This is a genomic window from Venatorbacter sp. C2-1 (assembly GCF_022832715.1).
GTDB classification, from domain to species: Bacteria; Pseudomonadota; Gammaproteobacteria; order Pseudomonadales; family Oceanobacteraceae; genus Venatoribacter; species Venatoribacter alkanivorans.
On sequence record NZ_CP094879.1, the window covers coordinates 4,115,772 to 4,134,305 of the forward strand.

An 18,534-nucleotide genomic window follows, 5' to 3' on the forward strand; every position below is an offset into this window, starting at 1 on the left:
CGGCAATGCACGTGCCTGGCAAAGGATTGCTGTCACGCCTGCGGGGGTGGTTGACGTCTGTCCGCCTGCCCAAACTGCTGGCGCGCCTGCTGCTGATTCTGCTCGCCGCCATTGTGCTTATTATTGTCCTGCTGGCTGCCTTACCGACACTGCTCAAACCCGCCCTGAACCGCTGGTTGCCGGATCTGCTGGCCGATGCTGCCGCCCCTGGCAGCAGCGTGGTGGTGCAGATCGACACTTTCAGCTGGCAGCGTTTTCAGCTGACTAAACTGCAGCTGCCTCTGGCCGATGGCAGCCTGATTCAGCTCACCGATTTTGATCTGCGCTACCGCCCGTCGCAATTACTGCAGGGCCGGCTAAAAACTCTCAGTATTGCCGAATTACACGTCAGCCTGCCCGATGAAAGTGCGCGCAAAGTCGCTGCGGTAGCCGCACAGAATGCCGGTAATGCCGCACGTGAACAGTTGCACCAGCTGCTGGAAATTCCACAATTCAGCCAGTGGCTGCAACTGCCACTGGAACAGGTCAGCATTGACCATATTGTGCTGCAACATCCCGCCGCGGTGGCCGAACTCAGCGCCAGCCTGACCCCGCAGCAGTGGCGTATTCATGGCAGTGCTCAGCTGGATAATCTGCCGCTGCCGTGGCAGATCGAACTGCAATTACAACGCAGTGGCGACTGGCTGCTGCTGGTTTCGGAACAGAGCCAATTACTGTTGCAGCAGTATGGCCATATTGAACAGGACGCCGACAATACCCGCCTGACGCTGGATCAGCGCCTCGACTTTGCCGCCCTGAGTGAACGCTTACCTCAGCTCAGCGGGCTGCCCTTGCCCCTTAACCGGATGCAACTCAATGCCGGGCTGCAATTACCCAACAGCGCCTACCTGCCACAGGATCTGAGCATCAACCTGAGTGCCGGCTTCGATACCCGCCGCCAGCAACTGGCTGACAATATGCACTGGCAAAGCGGCAGCTGGCACTTAACCCTGAATAAAGAAAACCCAGCCGCCGACTGGCAATGGCAGTTGCAGAGCAACAACCAGCAACTGCAGTTCACCGATCTGCTGCCAGCGGCAGGCGGCGATCAGTTGTTTACCCTCAGCAGCAGCCAGCAGTTCAGTGGCTACTGCAACGCCAAACTCAGCAGCTGCGAAGCCGAAGGCCAGCTGAAGAACCTGCTGCACGGCAAAAAAAGTGAGCAGTTACTCGCCAGCCTGAACCTGACCCCGGCGCTGAACTGGCAACAGGGCAGCGCTCTCAGCCTGGTGCTGCCGCTGGCGCTTGATATCAGTGCCAAAGATCCGGCTCTGCCACTGCAAAGCCTGCACAGTCAGGGCGAACTGATCGCCCTGCTCGACGCCAGTGGCGACTGGCAGCTGAGCAGCATTCCCGGCATCAGCAACAGGCTGCAGCTGACAGAACCCGAAGGCTGGCAATTACCAATGCTGGAATTTCAGCTGCTGCCCACGCTGTATATCAATGGCAATCTGCACAGCACAAACAACAACACAAACAGCAGCGGCAGCCTGCACAGCGACCCGCTGCGGATGACCATTAAGCCCTGGCACATACAGCACGGGGCAGACAGCTTCCTGCAATTACAGACCAGCGAATTCAGCTGTCAGCCAGCGCCCGGCAGCTCGTTGCTGGTTGCCCTGCAAAGTGTGTTCAGCGGCCAGTGTGATATCAGCCTGCAACTGGCCAAATCACGCTGGCAGGGCTGGCCGGTTCCCGATCTCAGCGCCAAAGGGCCGATAAAACTGCTGTATTCATTGCAGGACGATCAGCAGAACGGCAAGCCGCAGCAACAACTTAACGGCGAGCTGCAGCTCAGTGGCGCCGCTAACCAACTGCACCTGCGGATGCAATTGCAGCATGATCTGCTGCAACAGCGTGGCAGTATGCAGTGGCACCTCGATGACCTGGCGCTCAACTGGGACAAACTCAACCTGCCGGAAATGACGGCGCTGACCAAACTCGAATTTTTAAATGGTGCACTGGCCGGACAAGGCTGGATTGACTGGCAACAAACCGCTAACACCTGGCAGATCAAACCCGACCTGATGCTGCGCAGCGACAATATCAGCGCCGTTTACGACAACAGCATCGGCCTTGAACAATGGAATGCCCTAATCGCCCTGCGCCGGCCATTCAGCGGTGACTATTTACTCGACGCCCAGATCAGCGGCAAAAGCCTGAACCCAGGTATCGAATTAAAAGACATACTGGCGCGCAGCCAGACGCGTATACCAGCCGATTTTTCTTATGCGCTGGCCGAGATTTATGAAATGCACACCGATGTACTCGGCGGCCGCGTTCATACTCCATTAATCCGCTTTGATACACGCAAAGACATCAATGCCTTTGGTATTGAACTCGAGCATATTCAGCTGGCACAGATAGCCGCGCTGGAAGCCAAGGCTGAAGTTCAGGCAACCGGCACCCTCGACGGTGTACTGCCGATAGTTTTAACCAAAGAAGGCCCGCAGATTCCCGGCGGCAGTTTATTTGCCCGCGACCCCGGCGGCGTTATCCGCTACCAGAACGCCACCTCCGCCGCACTGCAGCAATCTGACCAGACCGTTGGCCTGGCCATGCAATTACTGCAGAACTTCAACTACGACAAGCTGCAATCCAATATTCAGTACCAGCCCGACGGCGCACTGAATTTAGGTTTGCAGTTTCAGGGAAAAAATCCGGATTTCTTTGGCGGCCAGGCAACGCACCTGAATGTGAATCTGGAATATAACTTACTGGATTTGCTGGAAAGCCTGCGCGTTACTCAGGACGTAATCAGCAGGCTTGAAGAAAAATACCAATGAATAAAACGCAAAAATAAATAATCAGGCATATTTTATATCTGCCTGTGTCTGCCTATAAATCTATTAAAAACATAAAACATCCGTACCATATAATAGCCACAAACCCTTAAATATAAGGGCAATTCGTGCCAACTATTTCTTTTAATATATATTGCACTAACCCAAAGAGCGCGCTTATGTTTCAATCCGAGCGCCTGAACTTATCCAGGTTAACAGGCCCCGAAAACTGAGTGTCTGCATTCCTCAGAGGCCAGAATAAAAATGGCCACAATAAAAATAATATTAAATCCGCCAATAAGAGCGGGTAATTATAAAAACTTATTCTCACGGTGATCTCTATGACTGCATTCCAGACTCTGCCACAACGCGAATAGTCGCTGCCATTCCGCGATATACGGCACCATCGTACTTATATTGCATAAAACAATAACCGACCTGACATTGCCGCTATCCGGCGATGCGGATTTGTTTTGCCCTGAATAAGGAATGGATTTCAATGACTCAGAATAAAAGAGCATTAACCTGTCGTTTTCTGCCACTGGAGCAGATTTCAGTTAAACATCTGCGCGATATGTACCGGGTATTTTCCCGTTATTACGCCAATACCGATCTGGAAACCTTTGTCCAGGATATGAACCGTAAAAGCGGTGTATTTCTGCTGGCAGAAAAAGCCGGAAACCGGGTGGTCGGTTTCAGCACCTGGACCGAAGTGGCGCTGAATTATGGCAACGGAAAAGCCATTGGCGTATTCAGTGGAGATACCATTCTGGAAAAAGATTACTGGGGAAATAAAGCGCTGCAGCAGGCGTTTGCATTACGGATGCTGAAGCTGAAGTTAACCCGCCCCGGCACCCGGGTTTTCTGGTTGCTGATTTCCAAGGGTTATAAAACCTACCTGCTTCTGGCCAATAACTTTGTTCGCCATTACCCCAATCACCATAACCGCGATAAAAGCCTGGTCGGTGTTATCGACCAGTACTGCGAAAAATTATTTCCCGATTATTACGACCGTAATAATCGCCTGCTGGATTTTGGTGATAACTCCCAGCACCTGAAAGGGGATGTTGCCGACATTACGGATTGCATGCGTGAAGCCAATGCAAAGATCCGCTTTTTTGATGACACCAATCCATCCTGGCGCCGCGGTACTGAGCTGCCCTGCGTCGGTGAAGTCTGCAGCCGAACCTTTATCGGCTTTTTCCGTAAACAGCTCGGCAGCCGGCGCAGCACACTGCAGTAAGGAGTCATTATGAATATTTCTACCCGCTTACTGCATCAGATTTCCTATCATCTGAGCCGCTATGGTCAGCAACGTTTTATGCGCGCCAGTCATGCACTGAAAGCGGCGCAGCTGGCACGCTTTCAGAACATTATGGCGGTTGTATCCGGCTCAGACAGCGGTTATCAGCGCGGCCTTACGCTGGCGACCAACGTTGAAGAATTTCGCCAGCGAGTACCATTAAGCGATTATGAAGACTGGCAGTATGCCATTAACCGCCAGCGCAGTTCCGGTGAATTTATTCTGACGACAGAGACGTGCCAGCGTTATCAGCCAACCAGTGGCTCAACAGCACAGATTAAATGGATTCCCTATACCCCGGAGTTCCTGCGCGAACTCGATCAGGCCATTAATCCGTGGATGGCCGATCTGTACAGCCGTTATCCCGCCATCCGTAAAGGCCGGCATTACTGGTCACTGTCATGGGTGCCGGGCGAATTACGCAGTGTTGCCAACAGCGTTAATGACGATCTGCAGTTACTGCCGTGGTGGAAGCGTTTATTTATGAACCGCACCATGGCCGTGCCGCAGGCGGTGTCGCTGGCACCAAGCTCAGAATTATCACTGTTCGCATCGCTTTGTTATTTATGCGCAGCCCGCGATCTCACCCTGATGTCTGTCTGGAGCCCCACCTTTCTGCTCAGCCTGCTCGAGCAATTAGGACAGCAACGCATGGCCGTTGCCCAGGTTCTGGAACAGGGTCGCTGGGGAGAACAGCAAACCAGCCTCGGACATTTAAGCGCTCCGCGCAATCGTATTAATGCTGCATTGCTGCGTAACTGGAACGGCAGAATAAACGCCACCATCACCCGGAAATTATGGCCTGAACTGGCGTTGATCAGCGCCTGGGATACATCATCATCCGAACCCTGGGCCAGACAACTGCAGCAGTTATTCAGCCACAGTGATTTTCAGGGAAAAGGCTTATGGGCCACCGAAGGTGTAGTGACCATTCCTTATGGTCAGCAATATCCGCTGGCGCTGGAAAGTCATTTCTACGAGTTTGAAAATCTGGCCAACAAACAGATTTTATTCAGCTGGGAACTGGAGCCCGGTATGCAGGTTCGCCCGGTGATTACCACCGCCAGCGGCCTGTTACGTTACCGCACCAAAGACCGGCTGCTGGTTGATGGTTTTATTAATCAATGCCCTACCCTGCGTTTTATCAGCCGCTTATCCGGCACCGATATGGTCGGCGAAAAAATGTCTCCGCAAGCGGTGCTGAATATATTCAGTACCCTGACTGCCGCCCTGCCACTGCAACCGGTGTCATTACTGGCCGTACCGGCGGAACAGGGTAACCACCGTCCAACCTACGTACTGCTGGCCAGTGGTGGTCAGGAGCTGCAGACAGAAACCCAGCAGCGGCTTGAAGCTTTATTGCAGGAACATTTCCACTATAAGCTCGCCCGCGAACTCGGCCAGCTGAATCCGGCACGCGTAATCATCAGCGACAACGCCATGGCAACTTATACTCACCTGCGGCTGCAGTGTGGTGCGGTGGCCGGCAATATTAAAGTAGAACCGTTATTACTTTGCCCTGCCGCCAGCGAGTTGCTGAATACTCTGCCGGAAGACAGCCCGGCGGAAAGCGGAGCCATCGCGTGAGCAGCTATTGCATCCGGCCGGCCTGTACTCAGGATTCGGCCGGCTTACTGAAACTGCTGGCCGCAACCGCCCAACAGGGAAGTATCCGTCTGACCTTTGAGCGTAATCCTGATTATTTTTATGCCGCGGCAGTCAGTAGCCAGCGACCGGAAATCTGGGTTATGGAAAAACCCGGTCATGGCATTATCGGTACGTTCAGCATCGGCCAGCGCCGGGTATTTATTAATGGCCAGCCAACGTCGGTTCGTTATGGCAGTGATCTGCGTATTCACCCGGATTTTCAGGGTGGCCGTACTCTGTACCGCTTATTCGGCACCTATCGTCAGCAAATGCAGAACGAGTGGATGCAGACCGTTATTCTCGACGAAAACCGTGCCTCACTGAGCACCGTTGGCAGCGGCCGCAATACACTGCCGCAATATCTTCCTGCCGGAATGTTTACCACCTGGCTGATCAGCCTGCGGCGGAAAAAAAATATCGCGGATGATCCGTTAACCCATCCGGCCAGAACGGAAGATATTGCCGAGATGCAGGCATTTTTTGACCGCGAAGCTGCCAGTAAACAATTTTACCCCTGTTACGATTTCTCGCGTATCGGCAGCGATGATCCGTACTACCGCAATATTAAAATCAGTGATTTTTTTATTCTGCGTGAGCATGGGGAAATTACGGCGCTGGCTGGTCTGTGGGATCAGAAGGATTTTAAACAGACCCGGATCAGTGGCTACGCACCGCTACTGCATCATTTGCGGCCATTCTATAACAGCCTTACCTGGCTGACCGGACACCTGGCATTACCTGCCGTTAATTCGCTCAATCATTATCAGATGCTGCACAGCGTGGTGGTTAAAAATAATGATCCCGGGCGCTTTGCGCGGTTATTACGCACCCTGCGGAAAACAGCACAGCAACGTAACGCCCTGGCTCTGGCCTGTGGTTTTGACAGCCGTGACCCGCTGTTAAAAATCGTCCGCCGGCATCCCGGGCACGCCTTAAAAAGCCGGAATTTTATTGCTACCTATCAACCAGAACTGGTGCAGAAGCTGGATTTAACCCGCCTGCAATATCCGGAAATCAGCCGTCTTTAACAGGGAATTTATGCGCAAAGATTATATTGCCCAGTGGTACGAAGTACGGGAAGAACAAGGAATTTCCGACCGTATTCACTGTTTTATACACAACAGTCAGGAGCAGCAGACGCAGTGGCATCATTTCCGCCACCGCGATACCGATGGCATTGGTATGCTGGCTAATGTACGCGAGCAACTGGGCTATCCGGCCAGTTCACTGCCACGCTGCCGCGACCTGACCGAGCCCGGTTTCTGGCAAACCCTGAATAAGGTACGGCGGCAACGCAAAGACCGCACACCGAAAACCGTACACTGGAAAAAAGCCAGTGCAACAAAAGCCGGCGAAACAGCCAGGGCTGTTACAGAACCTGAATTTACCGTGCTTAACACAACCACCGTCAGCCGCTTAAAAACAGTGGCTGCTGCACGGGGAGTCTCTCTGGCAAGCCTTACCTTCGCCAGTCTGAATAAGGTTATTTTTTCCGTCTGCCTGCAACCGGGAAGCCGCGCCTGGTGGTTTTATCCGGTAAATGTCCGTGGCGCTGTCAGCGGGCCGGAACAGAGTAATTTATCATCCGGTTTTTATCTGGCACTGGACGAACACAGCAGTGCCGGACACATTCATGCACAGGTAAAAGCAAAGCTGGTCGCCAGAGAACATTGGTGGTTATGGAAGATGGCTCATATTGGCCGCTGGATTGGTAAAACCGGGGTGCGCTTTATTTACCGGCGCATCAGCGGTTCGCAGTTTTATCTCGGCTCATTCAGTTATCTGGGAGACTGGTCACTGCCACAGCATCCGCACAGTGTTGTTGGTGTCTGTGGTGCCGGCAGCGCGAATTATCCGATTGCCACCGGCGTGACTGAGTGCAACGGGCAACTGACACTGGCACTTAAATTTCACCCTTCAATTGCTCTGGCGCAGGAAACACAGCAGCGCTGCCTGCAGCTGTGGCAACAGTCATTGCAGGAGCTGAGTTATGCCTGATGTATTTTCTGCCAGCAGCACAGATAACAGACGACCGCACAAGATCCGCCATATTGCAGTCTGGCTGACCGCGGTTCTGGCCCTGTTATTAATCGCAGCATTATTGGTACTACAGGCACCGCTGCCGGCCACACAAACGCCTGCCAGCATGGCACCAAGCGTACCGGTTATCAGCGTTGTCGCGCAGGATATAACCATTCCGGTACACAGCCAGGGTCATGTCCGTATGGCGCGGGAGTTTTACCTGAGCAGTCAGGTGCAGGGGCAGGTGCAATACGTCAGCGAGCATTTTATTAATGGTCAGCAGGTACAACAGGGCGAACTGCTGCTGAGTATTGATGCTGCACCTTACGAGCTGGAGGTTCGCCAGCACCAGGCCAACCTCGACAGCCGCCTGCTGCAGCTGGAAGAAATCCGCGCTCAGGCTGAAGTGGCACGCCAGCAGGCCAGCGAAAATGATTTTGCCCGTTATATTCCGCATCTGCGCATGGCCAACAGCCAGGTTGCTGCGGCCCGCGCCGCTCTGCAATACGCACAACAGCAACTGAGTGACACACGTATATATGCGGCGGTCAGCGGACGTATTGCCCGTGCCACAATACAACCGGGGCAACAGGTTTCTCCGGCGATGGTTCTGGGTGTTATTTATGACGATAACTGGCAGGAAATCCGCTTGCCGGTCAGCGATCATGAAGCACAGTTATTAGGCATCCGTCCGGGTACAGAAAATCCATCGCTGGCAGTCACCCTGACAACAGCAGGCGGTACAAAAATACCAGCGCAAATTACCGGCAGCGAAGCCGGCCGTGATGCCTTTCAGCAAATTATTCTGCTGGCCCGGCCACTATATTCTGCGGATATAACGCCACTGTTGCCCGGCACCTTTGTTGAAGCCGAAATTCTCAGTCCGGTCATTACCGGAATCAGTCGTATTCCACGCTCAGCTCTGCAGGCCGGTAATCATTTATTAATGGTTGATCAGCAACACCAGCTGCACGATGTAAATGCCAAGCTTCTGTATGCGGGTAAAGATCAGCTGTATCTGCGCAATGAATTTTCAACGCCGGTTCTGCTGGTTAACAGCAGCCGTCACGCCCTGCTGCCCGGCAGCCAGATTATTCCGGTTAATACCGGCAGCAGAGAGCAACTGGCCACGGCGGCCGGAGAATGAGGCAGCCATGAGTGCAGTAATCCGCTGGTTTATCACCCATCGCGTGGCCGCTAATCTGGTCATGCTCTGTATTCTGGTTCTGGGACTGCTGGCCGTACCGCGCCTGCAGCAGGAATTAATTCCCAATGTTGAACTCGACCGCATCAGTATTCAGGTGCTCTACCCCGGCGCCTCGGTCAGCACCACAGAACAATCACTCTGCACACCACTGGAAAATGCTATCCACAATATTGCCGGTGGCGAAGAATTAATTTCCTGGTCGTATCCCGGTTTATGCAGCCTTACGCTGGATATCGCCGAAGGCTACGATGCCAATGCTCTGCTGGCCGAAATCCGCAGCCGCCTTGCAGACCCGGCGTTGCTGCCCGCACAGGCCGAAGCGCCCGATATTCAGATTCTGCAGGTACGTAACCGCGCGCTGCGTATTATTGTCAGCGGTGATGAAAGCTATGCCAACCTGCTCAGCAGCGCACAAAATTTACGTCGTGAGCTGCTGGCCTTACCCGCCGTTTCAACAGCGGAAATTCAGGACCGGGAAAAGCCCGAAATACGCATTCAGTTTTCGCTGGCCGACCTTTACCGCTACCCACTGCAGCTGCAACAGATCAACCGCCAGCTGATCCAACAGGCAGCACCGGCAGCCGGAGGCCTGCTGGAAACCGGCGACGGTGACATACTGATTGGTAATGACCGTGATTTCCGTTCTGCCAGTGATTATGAGCACTTATTGATTGCCAGCGATGGCGCCGGTAACCGCCTGCGCCTGGCCGATGTTGCCAGCATTCAGGATACCCGTACCGATGCCACAGCACTGGCGCTGCTGAATGGTAAACCCGCTCTGGCGCTGGATATTTACCGCAGTGGCAACGATGACATTACCGCTATATCGGAGGCGGTAAATACCTATCTGCAACAACACCCGGCCAGTGCCAATATCAGTTACTACGTCTGGCAGGACGAAGCGGTTAATTTCAGCGAGCGTTTAAACCTGCTGCTGGACAATGCCCTCAGTGGTTTATTGCTGTTATTTATTGTGCTGTTGTTATTTCTGAATGCACGACTGTCGTTCTGGGTCAGCATGGGCATTCTGGTATCCTTTGTTGGCACTCTGTTTGTTCTGCCGCTGACATCAACATCGGTTAATTTTATTTCGCTGTTTGCTTTTATTCTGGTGCTCGGCATTGTGGTTGATGATGCCGTCGTTGTCGGCGAAGCTGTTTTCGCCCGCCAGGAACTTGGCGAGCATGGCACACAGGCAGCGTTGTCCGGCACACTGGATGTTTATAAGCCGGTATTATTTTCGGTGATTACCACGCTGGTTGCTTTTATGCCGCTGCTGTTTCTCCCCGGCCCTGAAGGCATGCTGATAAAAGCAGTCCCCATTGTGGTTATTACCACACTGTTATTTTCGTTATTTGAGTCGCTCTGTATTCTGCCCGCGCATCTCAGCCATACGCCTGCCAATGCGACAAAGCCCCATCGCCTGCAGCAATACTTCAGCCGCTTTTTACAGCAGGTTGTCGGACATTATTATCTGCCTCTGCTACGGCGGATTGTGCACAACCCTTACCCGGTTATAGCCACCTTTACCGCCGCTTTTATACTGACGTTATTACTGATTAGTCAGGGCTGGATTAAATCGGCATTGTTTTCCGAAATAGAAGGTAATGTCGTCACAGCCAAAGTTACTTTTCCGCAAGGATCGCCACGCGAGGCAACCCAAAAGGCACTGCAGCAGCTCGCGGTTGCCGCCCGTAAAGTCGAAACCAGCGCGGGTTATGCCGAAGGTGAAATGATCCGTCGGATTTATCAGGTGGTCGCGCCCAATACCCTGCCATCGAATCAGAAAGTCTATGCCCGTGCCGACCATACCGGGCTGATAATGCTGGAATTACCGGCGGCAAACAGCCGGGCTTTCAGCGGCCAGGATATGATCCGTTGGTGGCGGGCTGAAAGCGGTGCCATAACCGGTGTCGATAACGTGGAATACAGCGCCACGGTAAACCCTTCCAAGGCCGATATTCAGATTGAATTTTCCGGCAGCGATCAGCAGGCATTAAATACTGCAGCACAACGCCTGAGTGATTATCTGCAGCGCTTTTCCGGTATTTACAGCCTGCAGCGTCAGCCGGATAACAATGCCCAGCAACTGGATATCCGCTTAACCGACGAAGCCATTTCCGCAGGCATCAACCGCGGCCCGGTTCTGCAACAGGTTAATCAGGCGTTTTATGGCACCACTATTCAGCGTTTTTACGACAACGATGACGAGGTGGAAGTACGCACCAGCCTGAATGCAGAAGAACGTGCATCCGCCTGGTATCTGGATAACCTGCCGGTCGAAACCGCACCCGGCCAGATGGTCGCGCTGAAATATATAGCCACACACAGCCAGCAGGCGGTTAACCCTTATATTCGCCATTTTATGCGTGAACCTGTGGTTATGGTTTCAGCCTATGTCGACCCCAGCCAGAATAATGCCGAGAGAATTAAAAAGACCCTGCAGCAGGGCGCCGTACAAAACCTGCTGCACGACCTGCCCGGTGTGCGCTGGGATGTGGGCGGTTATCAGCGCGCGGTACAGTTTTTTCTCGACTTACTGGCGCAGTATTATCTGCTCGCCATTATCGTGATGTATCTGCTGATGGCCGTACTCTTTGCATCTTATGCCCAGCCTTTGCTGGTACTGTTTGCCATTCCTTTTGGTTTACTCGGTGCGGTCGTCGGACACCTGATACTGGGGCTCGACCTGACCCTGTGGTCGTATGTCGGCATGGTCGCCGTCAGCGGTGTGGTGGTAAACGATAATCTGGTGCTGCTCGACCGGCTTAATCAGTTAAAAGCGCAAAAGCTGCCAATAGCAGAAGCATTACTACAGGCCTGCAGCAGCCGTTTCCGGCCGATTCTTCTGACCTCGCTGACAACCTTTGCCGGAGTATTACCCTTACTGAGCGAAACCAGCATTCAGGCAAAACTGCTGATACCTATGGCGGCTTCTTTAGGGTTCGGCGTACTGTTCGCAACCATCATCAGCCTGCTGCTGGTGCCGGCATTATGCGCAGTGTTTAAGCAACCAAACGCAAAAGAAGCCGCCACCGCGGCACAGGCAGGATGACAGATAAAAAAATAACGGGAGATTTTGTGGGAAAACGCAAAGCACAGAGCTGAAGCCTGTGCTTTGCGTCTTAGGATTTACAGCAGGTACTCAGAGAAAGAACTTACAGAAAATCCCGGAAAATACTTACTTATAAAAGGCTTCAACTTCGCCTTTCAGTTTAATAAGAATAGGACGGCCAAAACGGTCTTTTGCCTTAGGGGAAGGGATTTTTACCCAGCCTTCGCTGATGCAGTATTCTTCAACGTCGGTACGTTCCTTACCATTCAGGCGGATACCAATATCGTGCTCAAAACACTCAGCAACGTGATGTGGGCTGCGTGGATTACCCGAGAGATGATCCGGCAAAGCCGGCTTGGCGTTAGTGTCACTCATGTTTATAACCTGACATCAGAAAAAAGTGCCCCATTGTAGACAAGGCAGGTTAGCGACTCAATCTGGCTGACGGGTATTTTCATCGGCACACAGACCTGCCAGCCCCTGACAGACTCCGTGACTGTGTCTCGCTATAAGCAGGACACAGCCCCGGACAGTAAGAACATCAGGCGCCCAGTGCCGGGTCGGTAGCGGCAGCCTGCTCATTCTTTAACAGCTCTTTGCGGACAAACAGCTCAACCGGAATAAAGGCAAAAGGAATCAGCGACGCCAGCAACACCAGCAGCCAGGTAATCACCGACCAGCCCTGCTTATGGGAAGCCGCCAGCGAAAGAACAAAGTACAGCATAAACAGCACACCGTGCGTCATCCCGAGCACGTAAACGAAATCCCGGCTGATCACGCCCAGCGTTACACACAGAATAACCAGATAAGAGACGCCTTCCAGCAGGCTTGAAATCCTGAACAGCTTTAACATGCGATATTCACTCAGATATGGACAGTAAGGCGGTATAGCACCACATTGGCCGGCGAAGGTAGCAAGGCCCGGAAGCCGAGGCAATAAACAATAGGGCCAAAGGTGTAATGTTTGGTAAATCTGGAAAGGCCCAGCACCGCGTTAACGGGTGCATGCACGCGTTACAAAAACTACCGCACAGAGCCTTAATCACTCAACCCGACACATACAAAAAATTCTACTCGTTGCGAATCACTCTCAAACAGTTCGTTATAAACACACCCTACAACTTATTTTCGTATAGATGTTCAACAGGAAAGATCATTGTGTAGTCATCCCAGTTTAAGTTTCCATCAAGCAAATCAAACTGCACAAAGCGAGAGATGTCTTTATATACATCGTAATCAGGATGGCCATCACTAAAGATAAATGGAGCAAAATCAACTACCGAAACATGATTATCACTAAACTCAATTTCTAGAATATGACCCGTAACATGTGTAGCTTTAAGCACTGATAGCTCTGGCATTTATTACTTTCCTTGAAATTTCAGTCGGGCTTAAAAAGTCCGGTAAATTTTAACTGGCGGGGTCACTCCCAATAGCATCAGATTAACCCGGTTTTCTGTAACTGTTGCTTTTGTTCTGTTATATGTTGCTGAATATTTTTTAATAACTGAATGCGGGTTTCAGTGGTTAACTGGCGCAGTTTTTCCGAAGCTTTCGGTGCTTCAAACGGGTTACCGGACAACAGCTGGCTGCGCAGATATTCTGCACGCTGGTAAAAAGCCGAAATACCACTGACGTACTGATGTGGCATTTCAAAAATTGCAGACCCTTCCTGGGCAGCATTCCAGAAAAACGTATCCAGCTGATATTTATCGGGCTGCATACTCATACTGTTACTCTGTGGTGCCTTATCAAATTCATCGACCCAGCTTTGTAAACGTTCGGTATTCACCTGCATTTCTCCCAGCAACGACTGCTGCACATGGTAAACATCCCGCTGATGTTGCAGATTTTCAAATTCGATGGCTTTTTCAAAACCGGAATTGGCTGCCAGATAAACACCAACCACCGTCGCTAATAAAGTAAATAACTGGCCCAACCAGAATTCCTTGTTAACTTTTCCAGACATAAATAGCCTCTTGATTTCCTGAGGAAGTTATTGATATAAAAATGACCTGATACAGGTATGCCGGACTTTAGCATTTTTCCGGCGGCAGGTAAGCGGCCATTTATCGAATCCGTGATCTGCCCAACACAACCTGAATAATTAGAGCGCCTGTATATTTCCTATTTTCTTTCCGCTATTTGCTTTCCGAGCATATAGCGCAAAACTCAGATAAGTCGTCTTCTTCAGAAACTTCAAAGTCACAACCGATTATATCATTAATAGTAATAAAATTGCGCCAATACTCAGAAATCACGGTAGCCCCTAACGCTCAACACAATGCCGCAGTTTACTGCGTCCGCTTCTTTTTTTGTTATAACGCGTTGCCAAGTAACTAAATAACAATGTGGCAACGATGTAAGTGATCAGCTGTATACCTATAGTGGCCAAGAGAACTGCCTGTGACTCTGTATCTTCAGTGACATAGTGAAAACCAACTGAAACTCCATAGACTAGCCCCCCAATGCAGGTAGACATCAATAGCGACAAAAGTGCTGTAGTTATAGCAACACCTTTACCGAGGTGCTTTGTGCTAGCCAGATAAACAGCCAATGCTGACAGAACTATCGGTGTGGCGAACGGGATTAGCCATATGCTTGGCTGCCATCTGTAATCAGGAAGTAAAACGCCCCGAATCAATCCGACCAGTAGTATTAAGAGAATCCATTTCATAAAGAGTTATAACGGTGTATTAGTGTGCTTGCGCACTTATCCCGGGCGACTCTTTCGAGAAACCCCGCGCAACCTATTGACCCCACTGAGAAATCATCCATATCTCGAAAATCCTTTTTGGAAACGTGCACGCCTGTTAACTTAGGTTTTCTACGCAGCTGCATTAACCCTTCAGCTTTTAAACCATATCTGCAAGCTGTTGATGCATTTGATGTTTAACTTACTATCCTCCGGCAAGGCGGGCAAGCACGAATGTAAAGCATGCCTGAGCCGGAAAGCGCCGCTCATCCCAACCGGTGTTAAAGCCTCTGCTGGTGATTTGGATATGCTCACCTCATACTGGCGTACTCACTGGCGGTGACCGGAGCCTGACGAAGGAGCATAAAAATGGACTATCAGACCTTTCAACCCGATGCGGAACTGGATGCCATTATCAGTTGTTACTGGACCCTGGAAGTACCGGCTTCTGAAGATCACCAGAAGCAGCGTATTGTTCCCGATGGCACCATTGAGATGGCATTTATTCTGGGTGACGATATAAAACGTTATGTCTCGGATGACGAGTTTATTATCCAGCCAAGAGCGATGGTTCTGGGTCAGATCACTACCCCGTTTTTTATTGAACCCCTGGGGTATGTTAATACCTTTGCCATTCGCTTCTATCCGCACAGCTTTGCCGGCCTTATCTCCACACCAATTAAAAATCTGGTGAATACCGAAACCCCGCTGGCTGAATTTTTTGGCGAAAAGACGGCTGATGATTTAACCCAGGCAATTGTTCAGGCGAGCGATACATCGTCCAGAATTGCTATTATTGAAGCGTTCCTGAAGTCAAAGCTGAATGAGCAACAGGTTGTCGATAACATCATACAAACAACGATCGATGCCCTGATAGCCTCATCCGGGAATACACCGATTGCTGCGATAACCAAACAGGATCTGGCCCAGAGACGTCGCTTAGAAAGAAAGTTTCAGCAACAGGTGGGTCTCAGCCCAAAGCAACTCGGGAAGGTGATTCGTTTGCAGCAAGCTTTGACAATGCTGCTTAACAATAAAGACGACAAACTGATGGACATCGCCTACGCCAGCAAATACTACGATCAGGCACATTTCATCCGGGATTTTAAAGAGTTTACCGGGGTCAGTCCAAAGGAGTTTCTTGGACATAAGCATATGGAGCTGTCATCGCTGTTTTACCAATAAGCGCTGTCGTATTTGTACAATGAGCTGTCAGGCTGTTGATGTAGTCTCTGAATACGGTTTATCAACTAACCGCCATTCTGCTAATTATCAAAGGCCGACAGTATGAACAGTTATATCGCAATGTTTGAAATCCCTGCCACCGACCTTGCAAGAGCCGTGGCGTTTTATCAGGCGGTACTGGGTGTAGACATCGAATGTCTGGAGATGCCGGATATGGAGATGGGTATCCTGCCTTACGAAGGCCAGCTGGTTCCCGCTGTGATTGTAAAGGGTGAGGGCTATATCCCTTCTTCAGATGGAGTCACTGTCTATCTCAATGCCGGCGATGATTTACAGCCAATGCTGGATAGGGTCGCCGGGAGTGGTGGTCAGGTCATTCTGGAAAAGACGGCTCACGCCGATAACAGTGGATTCTTTGCTTTGTTTCTGGATTCAGAAGGCAACAAGCTGGCGCTGAACTCCGCAAATTAACAGGTGTTGCCGCTCCGGACTATTTGGGCGCCTTTATGATTTTTCAGTGAGAAATCATAAAGGCGAAATTGCTTTGTCATTCATCGCTGCAATAACTGCGCTGGCCTGGCGGGCAATGCCGACCTACATTTCAGTATGAATGAAGTACTCCGGCCTGTCGTGGATAAGATCCACTCCTACAATACAGCGTCTGATATGAAGTACGGCGTTGCGTCTGAATTATGCTCCTGAGACCCGCCACAGCGAGCGATGTTTTTCTGATCTAATCCGTCCAACGGCTACTCTCTGCCTTTCCCCGGCGCATCCATAAATTTAAAACTCACCCACAATAAACACAGAAAGACTAACGGGAAAATCGCCGGAAAAACCTCCGCTATCAGCGAAGATTCACCGCTGATTCCACTATCTGCTTCACTCAATTTATAACAACCAAAAAACACCAGCGGATACAGCAGCGTTCCCCACAAAAAGAACTTGTTCATCAGGCGGTTAAACAAAGGCATTTTTATGCCGGGCTTGCTGGCCAGGCCCATCAGGCTGGCCACCGCCATAAAAGGATACGCCAGTAAGGGTAAGGCACCGGCGGTTAGGAAAATAATTCTGATTAATTCATCCATATACAGCTTCCTGAAAACAAAATACCACCGGGCCTTAATCGCCTGCTCATAATTACGGTGTATTGTTCACTGAAGAAGAAGAGCCGTCAAAGAGACCGGCCCTGCTGTTAAACGGATGTGGTTAGCACAAGAGGCTCAACCCAAAACCAACGACGCAGAACAGCGCTGACAGCAGGCAAGTTCTGTGTCGCTTTCACCGAAATTTATCGACGCTCAAGCACAGAAGCAACAAAATCGGCCATACCTGCCGGGCCGGATGCTCTGTCTTTGATATGAATTGGCAAATCATCCCTGCTTGACCACACCAACAGGCATAGTTCAGCACGCACGGCATCCTCCAGACCGCCTCCCATAATCACTGCGCTGACGTCAGGGTTATCCAGATGAGTGGCCAGCTCCGCAGCATTGGTTGCACCTAAAAAGCGTACATCGTCGCGGCTGAGTTGCTGGGTCAGGTTATTAACAATACTGGGCAGGCGCCCGGCCAGAATAATGCTTTGCATACCATCTCCTTAAATCTGATCGTTTTCCGTAAGAGGAATCTGCAGTGTGAACAATCCAGAAAATGGAATAAACTTTGAAAAATGCAAATAACTAGTGCAATTTCGGGATTATGCTTGATCTGAATGACGTCAGGATTTTCTGCAAAGTAGCCGAAAAAGGCAGTCTGATAGGCGCTGCGAAAGCTCTGTCTTTACCCAGCTCAACTGTCAGCCGGCGTATCGCGGCGCTGGAACAGCAGGCTGGGGTAAAGCTGCTGCAACGGAATACCCGTACCCTGTCACTGACTCAGGAAGGGCAGCGTTTATACAGCGCAATGAGTCCGCCGCTGCGGGAGATTGCCAATGTCCAGCAAACACTTCAAAACGACGGCAACAAACCGCAAGGAGTATTAAGGGTGACGGCGCCACCTTTGTTCGCGCACTTTTTTCTGACCCCCGTTGCCTGCCGTTTTATGGCACTTTATGCAGATACTCAGGTAGAGATCGTTGCCTCACGCAGCCGGCTCAATCTGATTGACGAGGAGCTGGATCTGGCTATTCGGGCCGGAGAGTTAAATGATTCGGCGATGATTGCCCGGCCACTGAAACCATTGCCATTAATTCTGGCGGCAGCACCGGAATATCTGCAGCAGCGCGGACTACCGGGCAGCAGCGCAGAGCTGCAGCAGCACGATTTGATTGTCTTTAATGCCAATGCCAGCCGCCGCTGCCAGTGGCAACTGAACCCGCAGACCGCGCTGAACGTTGAAGGGCGCTTGGCAACCAGCAGCTATGATCAGACTCTGCATGCATGCCTCGCTGGTGCGGGCATTGCTTTGTTGCCGGCGTTTTTGGCCGCAGATTATCTGGCCAATGGAAAGCTGACGTTGCTGCTGCCGGACGTTGTGACACAGCAGCTGTCGCTGCATCTTCTGTACCCCAGCCGACAGCTGCAACCGGCTAAACTGCGGGCCTTTATTGATCTTCTGCTGAGCGAGCTCGGCCCGGAATAAAACTCAGCATACCCG

16 protein-coding genes are annotated in these 18,534 nt (G+C 51.3%); 10 read left to right on the forward strand and 6 right to left on the reverse strand.

Annotated elements, in window-relative coordinates; translation table 11 throughout:
- Positions 1–11: 11 nt before the first annotated feature.
- From MT343_RS18540 to MT343_RS18570, 7 genes are all read left to right on the forward strand, one after another.
- Complete coding sequence (locus MT343_RS18540) at positions 12–2,825, forward strand: intermembrane phospholipid transport protein YdbH family protein (protein WP_243989434.1); 2,814 nt, start codon at positions 12–14, stop codon at positions 2,823–2,825.
- A gap of 496 nt (positions 2,826–3,321) precedes the next feature.
- Entirely contained in the window at positions 3,322–4,065 is a 744-nt protein-coding gene (locus tag MT343_RS18545; protein ID WP_145467679.1) for a hypothetical protein, read from the forward strand.
- A gap of 9 nt (positions 4,066–4,074) precedes the next feature.
- Positions 4,075–5,712: a GH3 family domain-containing protein gene (locus MT343_RS18550; protein WP_145467677.1), complete on the forward strand. Its 1,638-nt coding sequence runs from the start codon at positions 4,075–4,077 to the stop codon at positions 5,710–5,712.
- The gene (locus MT343_RS18555) at positions 5,709–6,800 is read left to right on the forward strand and encodes a GNAT family N-acetyltransferase (protein WP_145467675.1); all 1,092 of its coding nucleotides are present in this window, start codon (positions 5,709–5,711) and stop codon (positions 6,798–6,800) included. The genes MT343_RS18550 and MT343_RS18555 overlap by 4 nt, the downstream gene beginning before the upstream one ends.
- 10 nt (positions 6,801–6,810) lie before the next feature.
- Positions 6,811–7,770, forward strand: a complete 960-nt coding sequence (locus MT343_RS18560; protein ID WP_145467673.1) for a hypothetical protein — start codon at positions 6,811–6,813, stop codon at positions 7,768–7,770.
- Complete coding sequence (locus tag MT343_RS18565) at positions 7,763–8,941, forward strand: efflux RND transporter periplasmic adaptor subunit (protein WP_145467671.1); 1,179 nt, start codon at positions 7,763–7,765, stop codon at positions 8,939–8,941. The genes MT343_RS18560 and MT343_RS18565 overlap by 8 nt, the downstream gene beginning before the upstream one ends.
- A 7-nt stretch (positions 8,942–8,948) precedes the next feature.
- Positions 8,949–12,056, forward strand: a complete 3,108-nt coding sequence (locus MT343_RS18570) for an efflux RND transporter permease subunit (RefSeq protein WP_186435832.1) — start codon at positions 8,949–8,951, stop codon at positions 12,054–12,056.
- 126 nt (positions 12,057–12,182) lie between these two features.
- Here the strand turns inward: MT343_RS18570 and MT343_RS18575 are convergent, their stop codons facing one another.
- From MT343_RS18575 to MT343_RS18590, 4 genes are all read right to left on the reverse strand, one after another.
- Entirely contained in the window at positions 12,183–12,431 is a 249-nt protein-coding gene (locus MT343_RS18575; RefSeq protein WP_145467667.1) for a DUF3297 family protein, read from the reverse strand.
- A 166-nt stretch (positions 12,432–12,597) separates the two neighbouring features.
- Positions 12,598–12,909 carry a DUF3817 domain-containing protein gene (locus MT343_RS18580; RefSeq protein WP_145467665.1) on the reverse strand — a complete coding sequence of 104 codons (312 nt, stop codon included), beginning with the start codon at positions 12,907–12,909 and terminating at the stop codon, positions 12,598–12,600.
- A 262-nt stretch (positions 12,910–13,171) separates the two neighbouring features.
- Positions 13,172–13,417, reverse strand: coding sequence for a DUF2442 domain-containing protein (locus MT343_RS18585; RefSeq protein ID WP_145467663.1), 246 nt, complete (start codon positions 13,415–13,417; stop codon positions 13,172–13,174).
- Positions 13,418–13,494: 77 nt separating this feature from the next.
- Positions 13,495–14,025 (reverse strand): hypothetical protein, encoded by a 531-nt coding sequence (locus MT343_RS18590; protein ID WP_145467661.1) that lies wholly within the window; start codon positions 14,023–14,025, stop codon positions 13,495–13,497.
- 1,095 nt (positions 14,026–15,120) lie between these two features.
- Between MT343_RS18590 and MT343_RS18595 the strand changes: the two genes are divergently transcribed.
- Both MT343_RS18595 and MT343_RS18600 read left to right on the forward strand, forming a co-directional pair.
- Complete coding sequence (locus tag MT343_RS18595; protein WP_145467659.1) at positions 15,121–15,936, forward strand: AraC family transcriptional regulator; 816 nt, start codon at positions 15,121–15,123, stop codon at positions 15,934–15,936.
- Between the two features lie 102 nt (positions 15,937–16,038).
- On the forward strand, positions 16,039–16,407 hold the full coding sequence (locus tag MT343_RS18600) for a VOC family protein (protein WP_145467657.1): 369 nt from the start codon (positions 16,039–16,041) through the stop codon (positions 16,405–16,407).
- A gap of 278 nt (positions 16,408–16,685) precedes the next feature.
- Here MT343_RS18600 and MT343_RS18605 read toward each other — a convergent pair whose 3' ends face one another.
- Both MT343_RS18605 and MT343_RS18610 read right to left on the reverse strand, forming a co-directional pair.
- Positions 16,686–17,024, reverse strand: coding sequence for a hypothetical protein (locus MT343_RS18605; protein WP_145467655.1), 339 nt, complete (start codon positions 17,022–17,024; stop codon positions 16,686–16,688).
- Between the two features lie 203 nt (positions 17,025–17,227).
- A complete protein-coding gene (locus MT343_RS18610) occupies positions 17,228–17,527 on the reverse strand; it encodes a hypothetical protein (RefSeq protein ID WP_145467653.1) in 300 nt (99 codons plus the stop codon).
- A gap of 110 nt (positions 17,528–17,637) precedes the next feature.
- Between MT343_RS18610 and MT343_RS18615 the strand changes: the two genes are divergently transcribed.
- Positions 17,638–18,519 carry a LysR family transcriptional regulator gene (locus MT343_RS18615; protein ID WP_145467651.1) on the forward strand — a complete coding sequence of 294 codons (882 nt, stop codon included), beginning with the start codon at positions 17,638–17,640 and terminating at the stop codon, positions 18,517–18,519.
- Positions 18,520–18,534: the final 15 nt, after the last annotated feature.

What these genes read in the sequence shown, in the direction of transcription:
- MT343_RS18565 (WP_145467671.1), top strand. Translation starts at nt 7,763, where the DNA reads ATGCCTGATGTATTTTCTGCCAGCAGCACAGATAACAGACGACCGCAC.
- MT343_RS18560 (WP_145467673.1), top strand. Translation starts at nt 6,811, where the DNA reads ATGCGCAAAGATTATATTGCCCAGTGGTACGAAGTACGGGAAGAACAA.
- MT343_RS18595 (WP_145467659.1), top strand. Translation starts at nt 15,121, where the DNA reads ATGGACTATCAGACCTTTCAACCCGATGCGGAACTGGATGCCATTATC.
- MT343_RS18580 (WP_145467665.1), bottom strand. Translation starts at nt 12,909, where the DNA reads ATGTTAAAGCTGTTCAGGATTTCAAGCCTGCTGGAAGGCGTCTCTTAT.
- MT343_RS18615 (WP_145467651.1), top strand. Translation starts at nt 17,638, where the DNA reads ATGCTTGATCTGAATGACGTCAGGATTTTCTGCAAAGTAGCCGAAAAA.
- MT343_RS18545 (WP_145467679.1), top strand. Translation starts at nt 3,322, where the DNA reads ATGACTCAGAATAAAAGAGCATTAACCTGTCGTTTTCTGCCACTGGAG.
- MT343_RS18575 (WP_145467667.1), bottom strand. Translation starts at nt 12,431, where the DNA reads ATGAGTGACACTAACGCCAAGCCGGCTTTGCCGGATCATCTCTCGGGT.
- MT343_RS18610 (WP_145467653.1), bottom strand. Translation starts at nt 17,527, where the DNA reads ATGCAAAGCATTATTCTGGCCGGGCGCCTGCCCAGTATTGTTAATAAC.
- MT343_RS18590 (WP_145467661.1), bottom strand. Translation starts at nt 14,025, where the DNA reads ATGTCTGGAAAAGTTAACAAGGAATTCTGGTTGGGCCAGTTATTTACT.
- MT343_RS18570 (WP_186435832.1), top strand. Translation starts at nt 8,949, where the DNA reads ATGAGTGCAGTAATCCGCTGGTTTATCACCCATCGCGTGGCCGCTAAT.
- MT343_RS18600 (WP_145467657.1), top strand. Translation starts at nt 16,039, where the DNA reads ATGAACAGTTATATCGCAATGTTTGAAATCCCTGCCACCGACCTTGCA.
- MT343_RS18550 (WP_145467677.1), top strand. Translation starts at nt 4,075, where the DNA reads ATGAATATTTCTACCCGCTTACTGCATCAGATTTCCTATCATCTGAGC.
- MT343_RS18605 (WP_145467655.1), bottom strand. Translation starts at nt 17,024, where the DNA reads ATGGATGAATTAATCAGAATTATTTTCCTAACCGCCGGTGCCTTACCC.
- MT343_RS18585 (WP_145467663.1), bottom strand. Translation starts at nt 13,417, where the DNA reads ATGCCAGAGCTATCAGTGCTTAAAGCTACACATGTTACGGGTCATATT.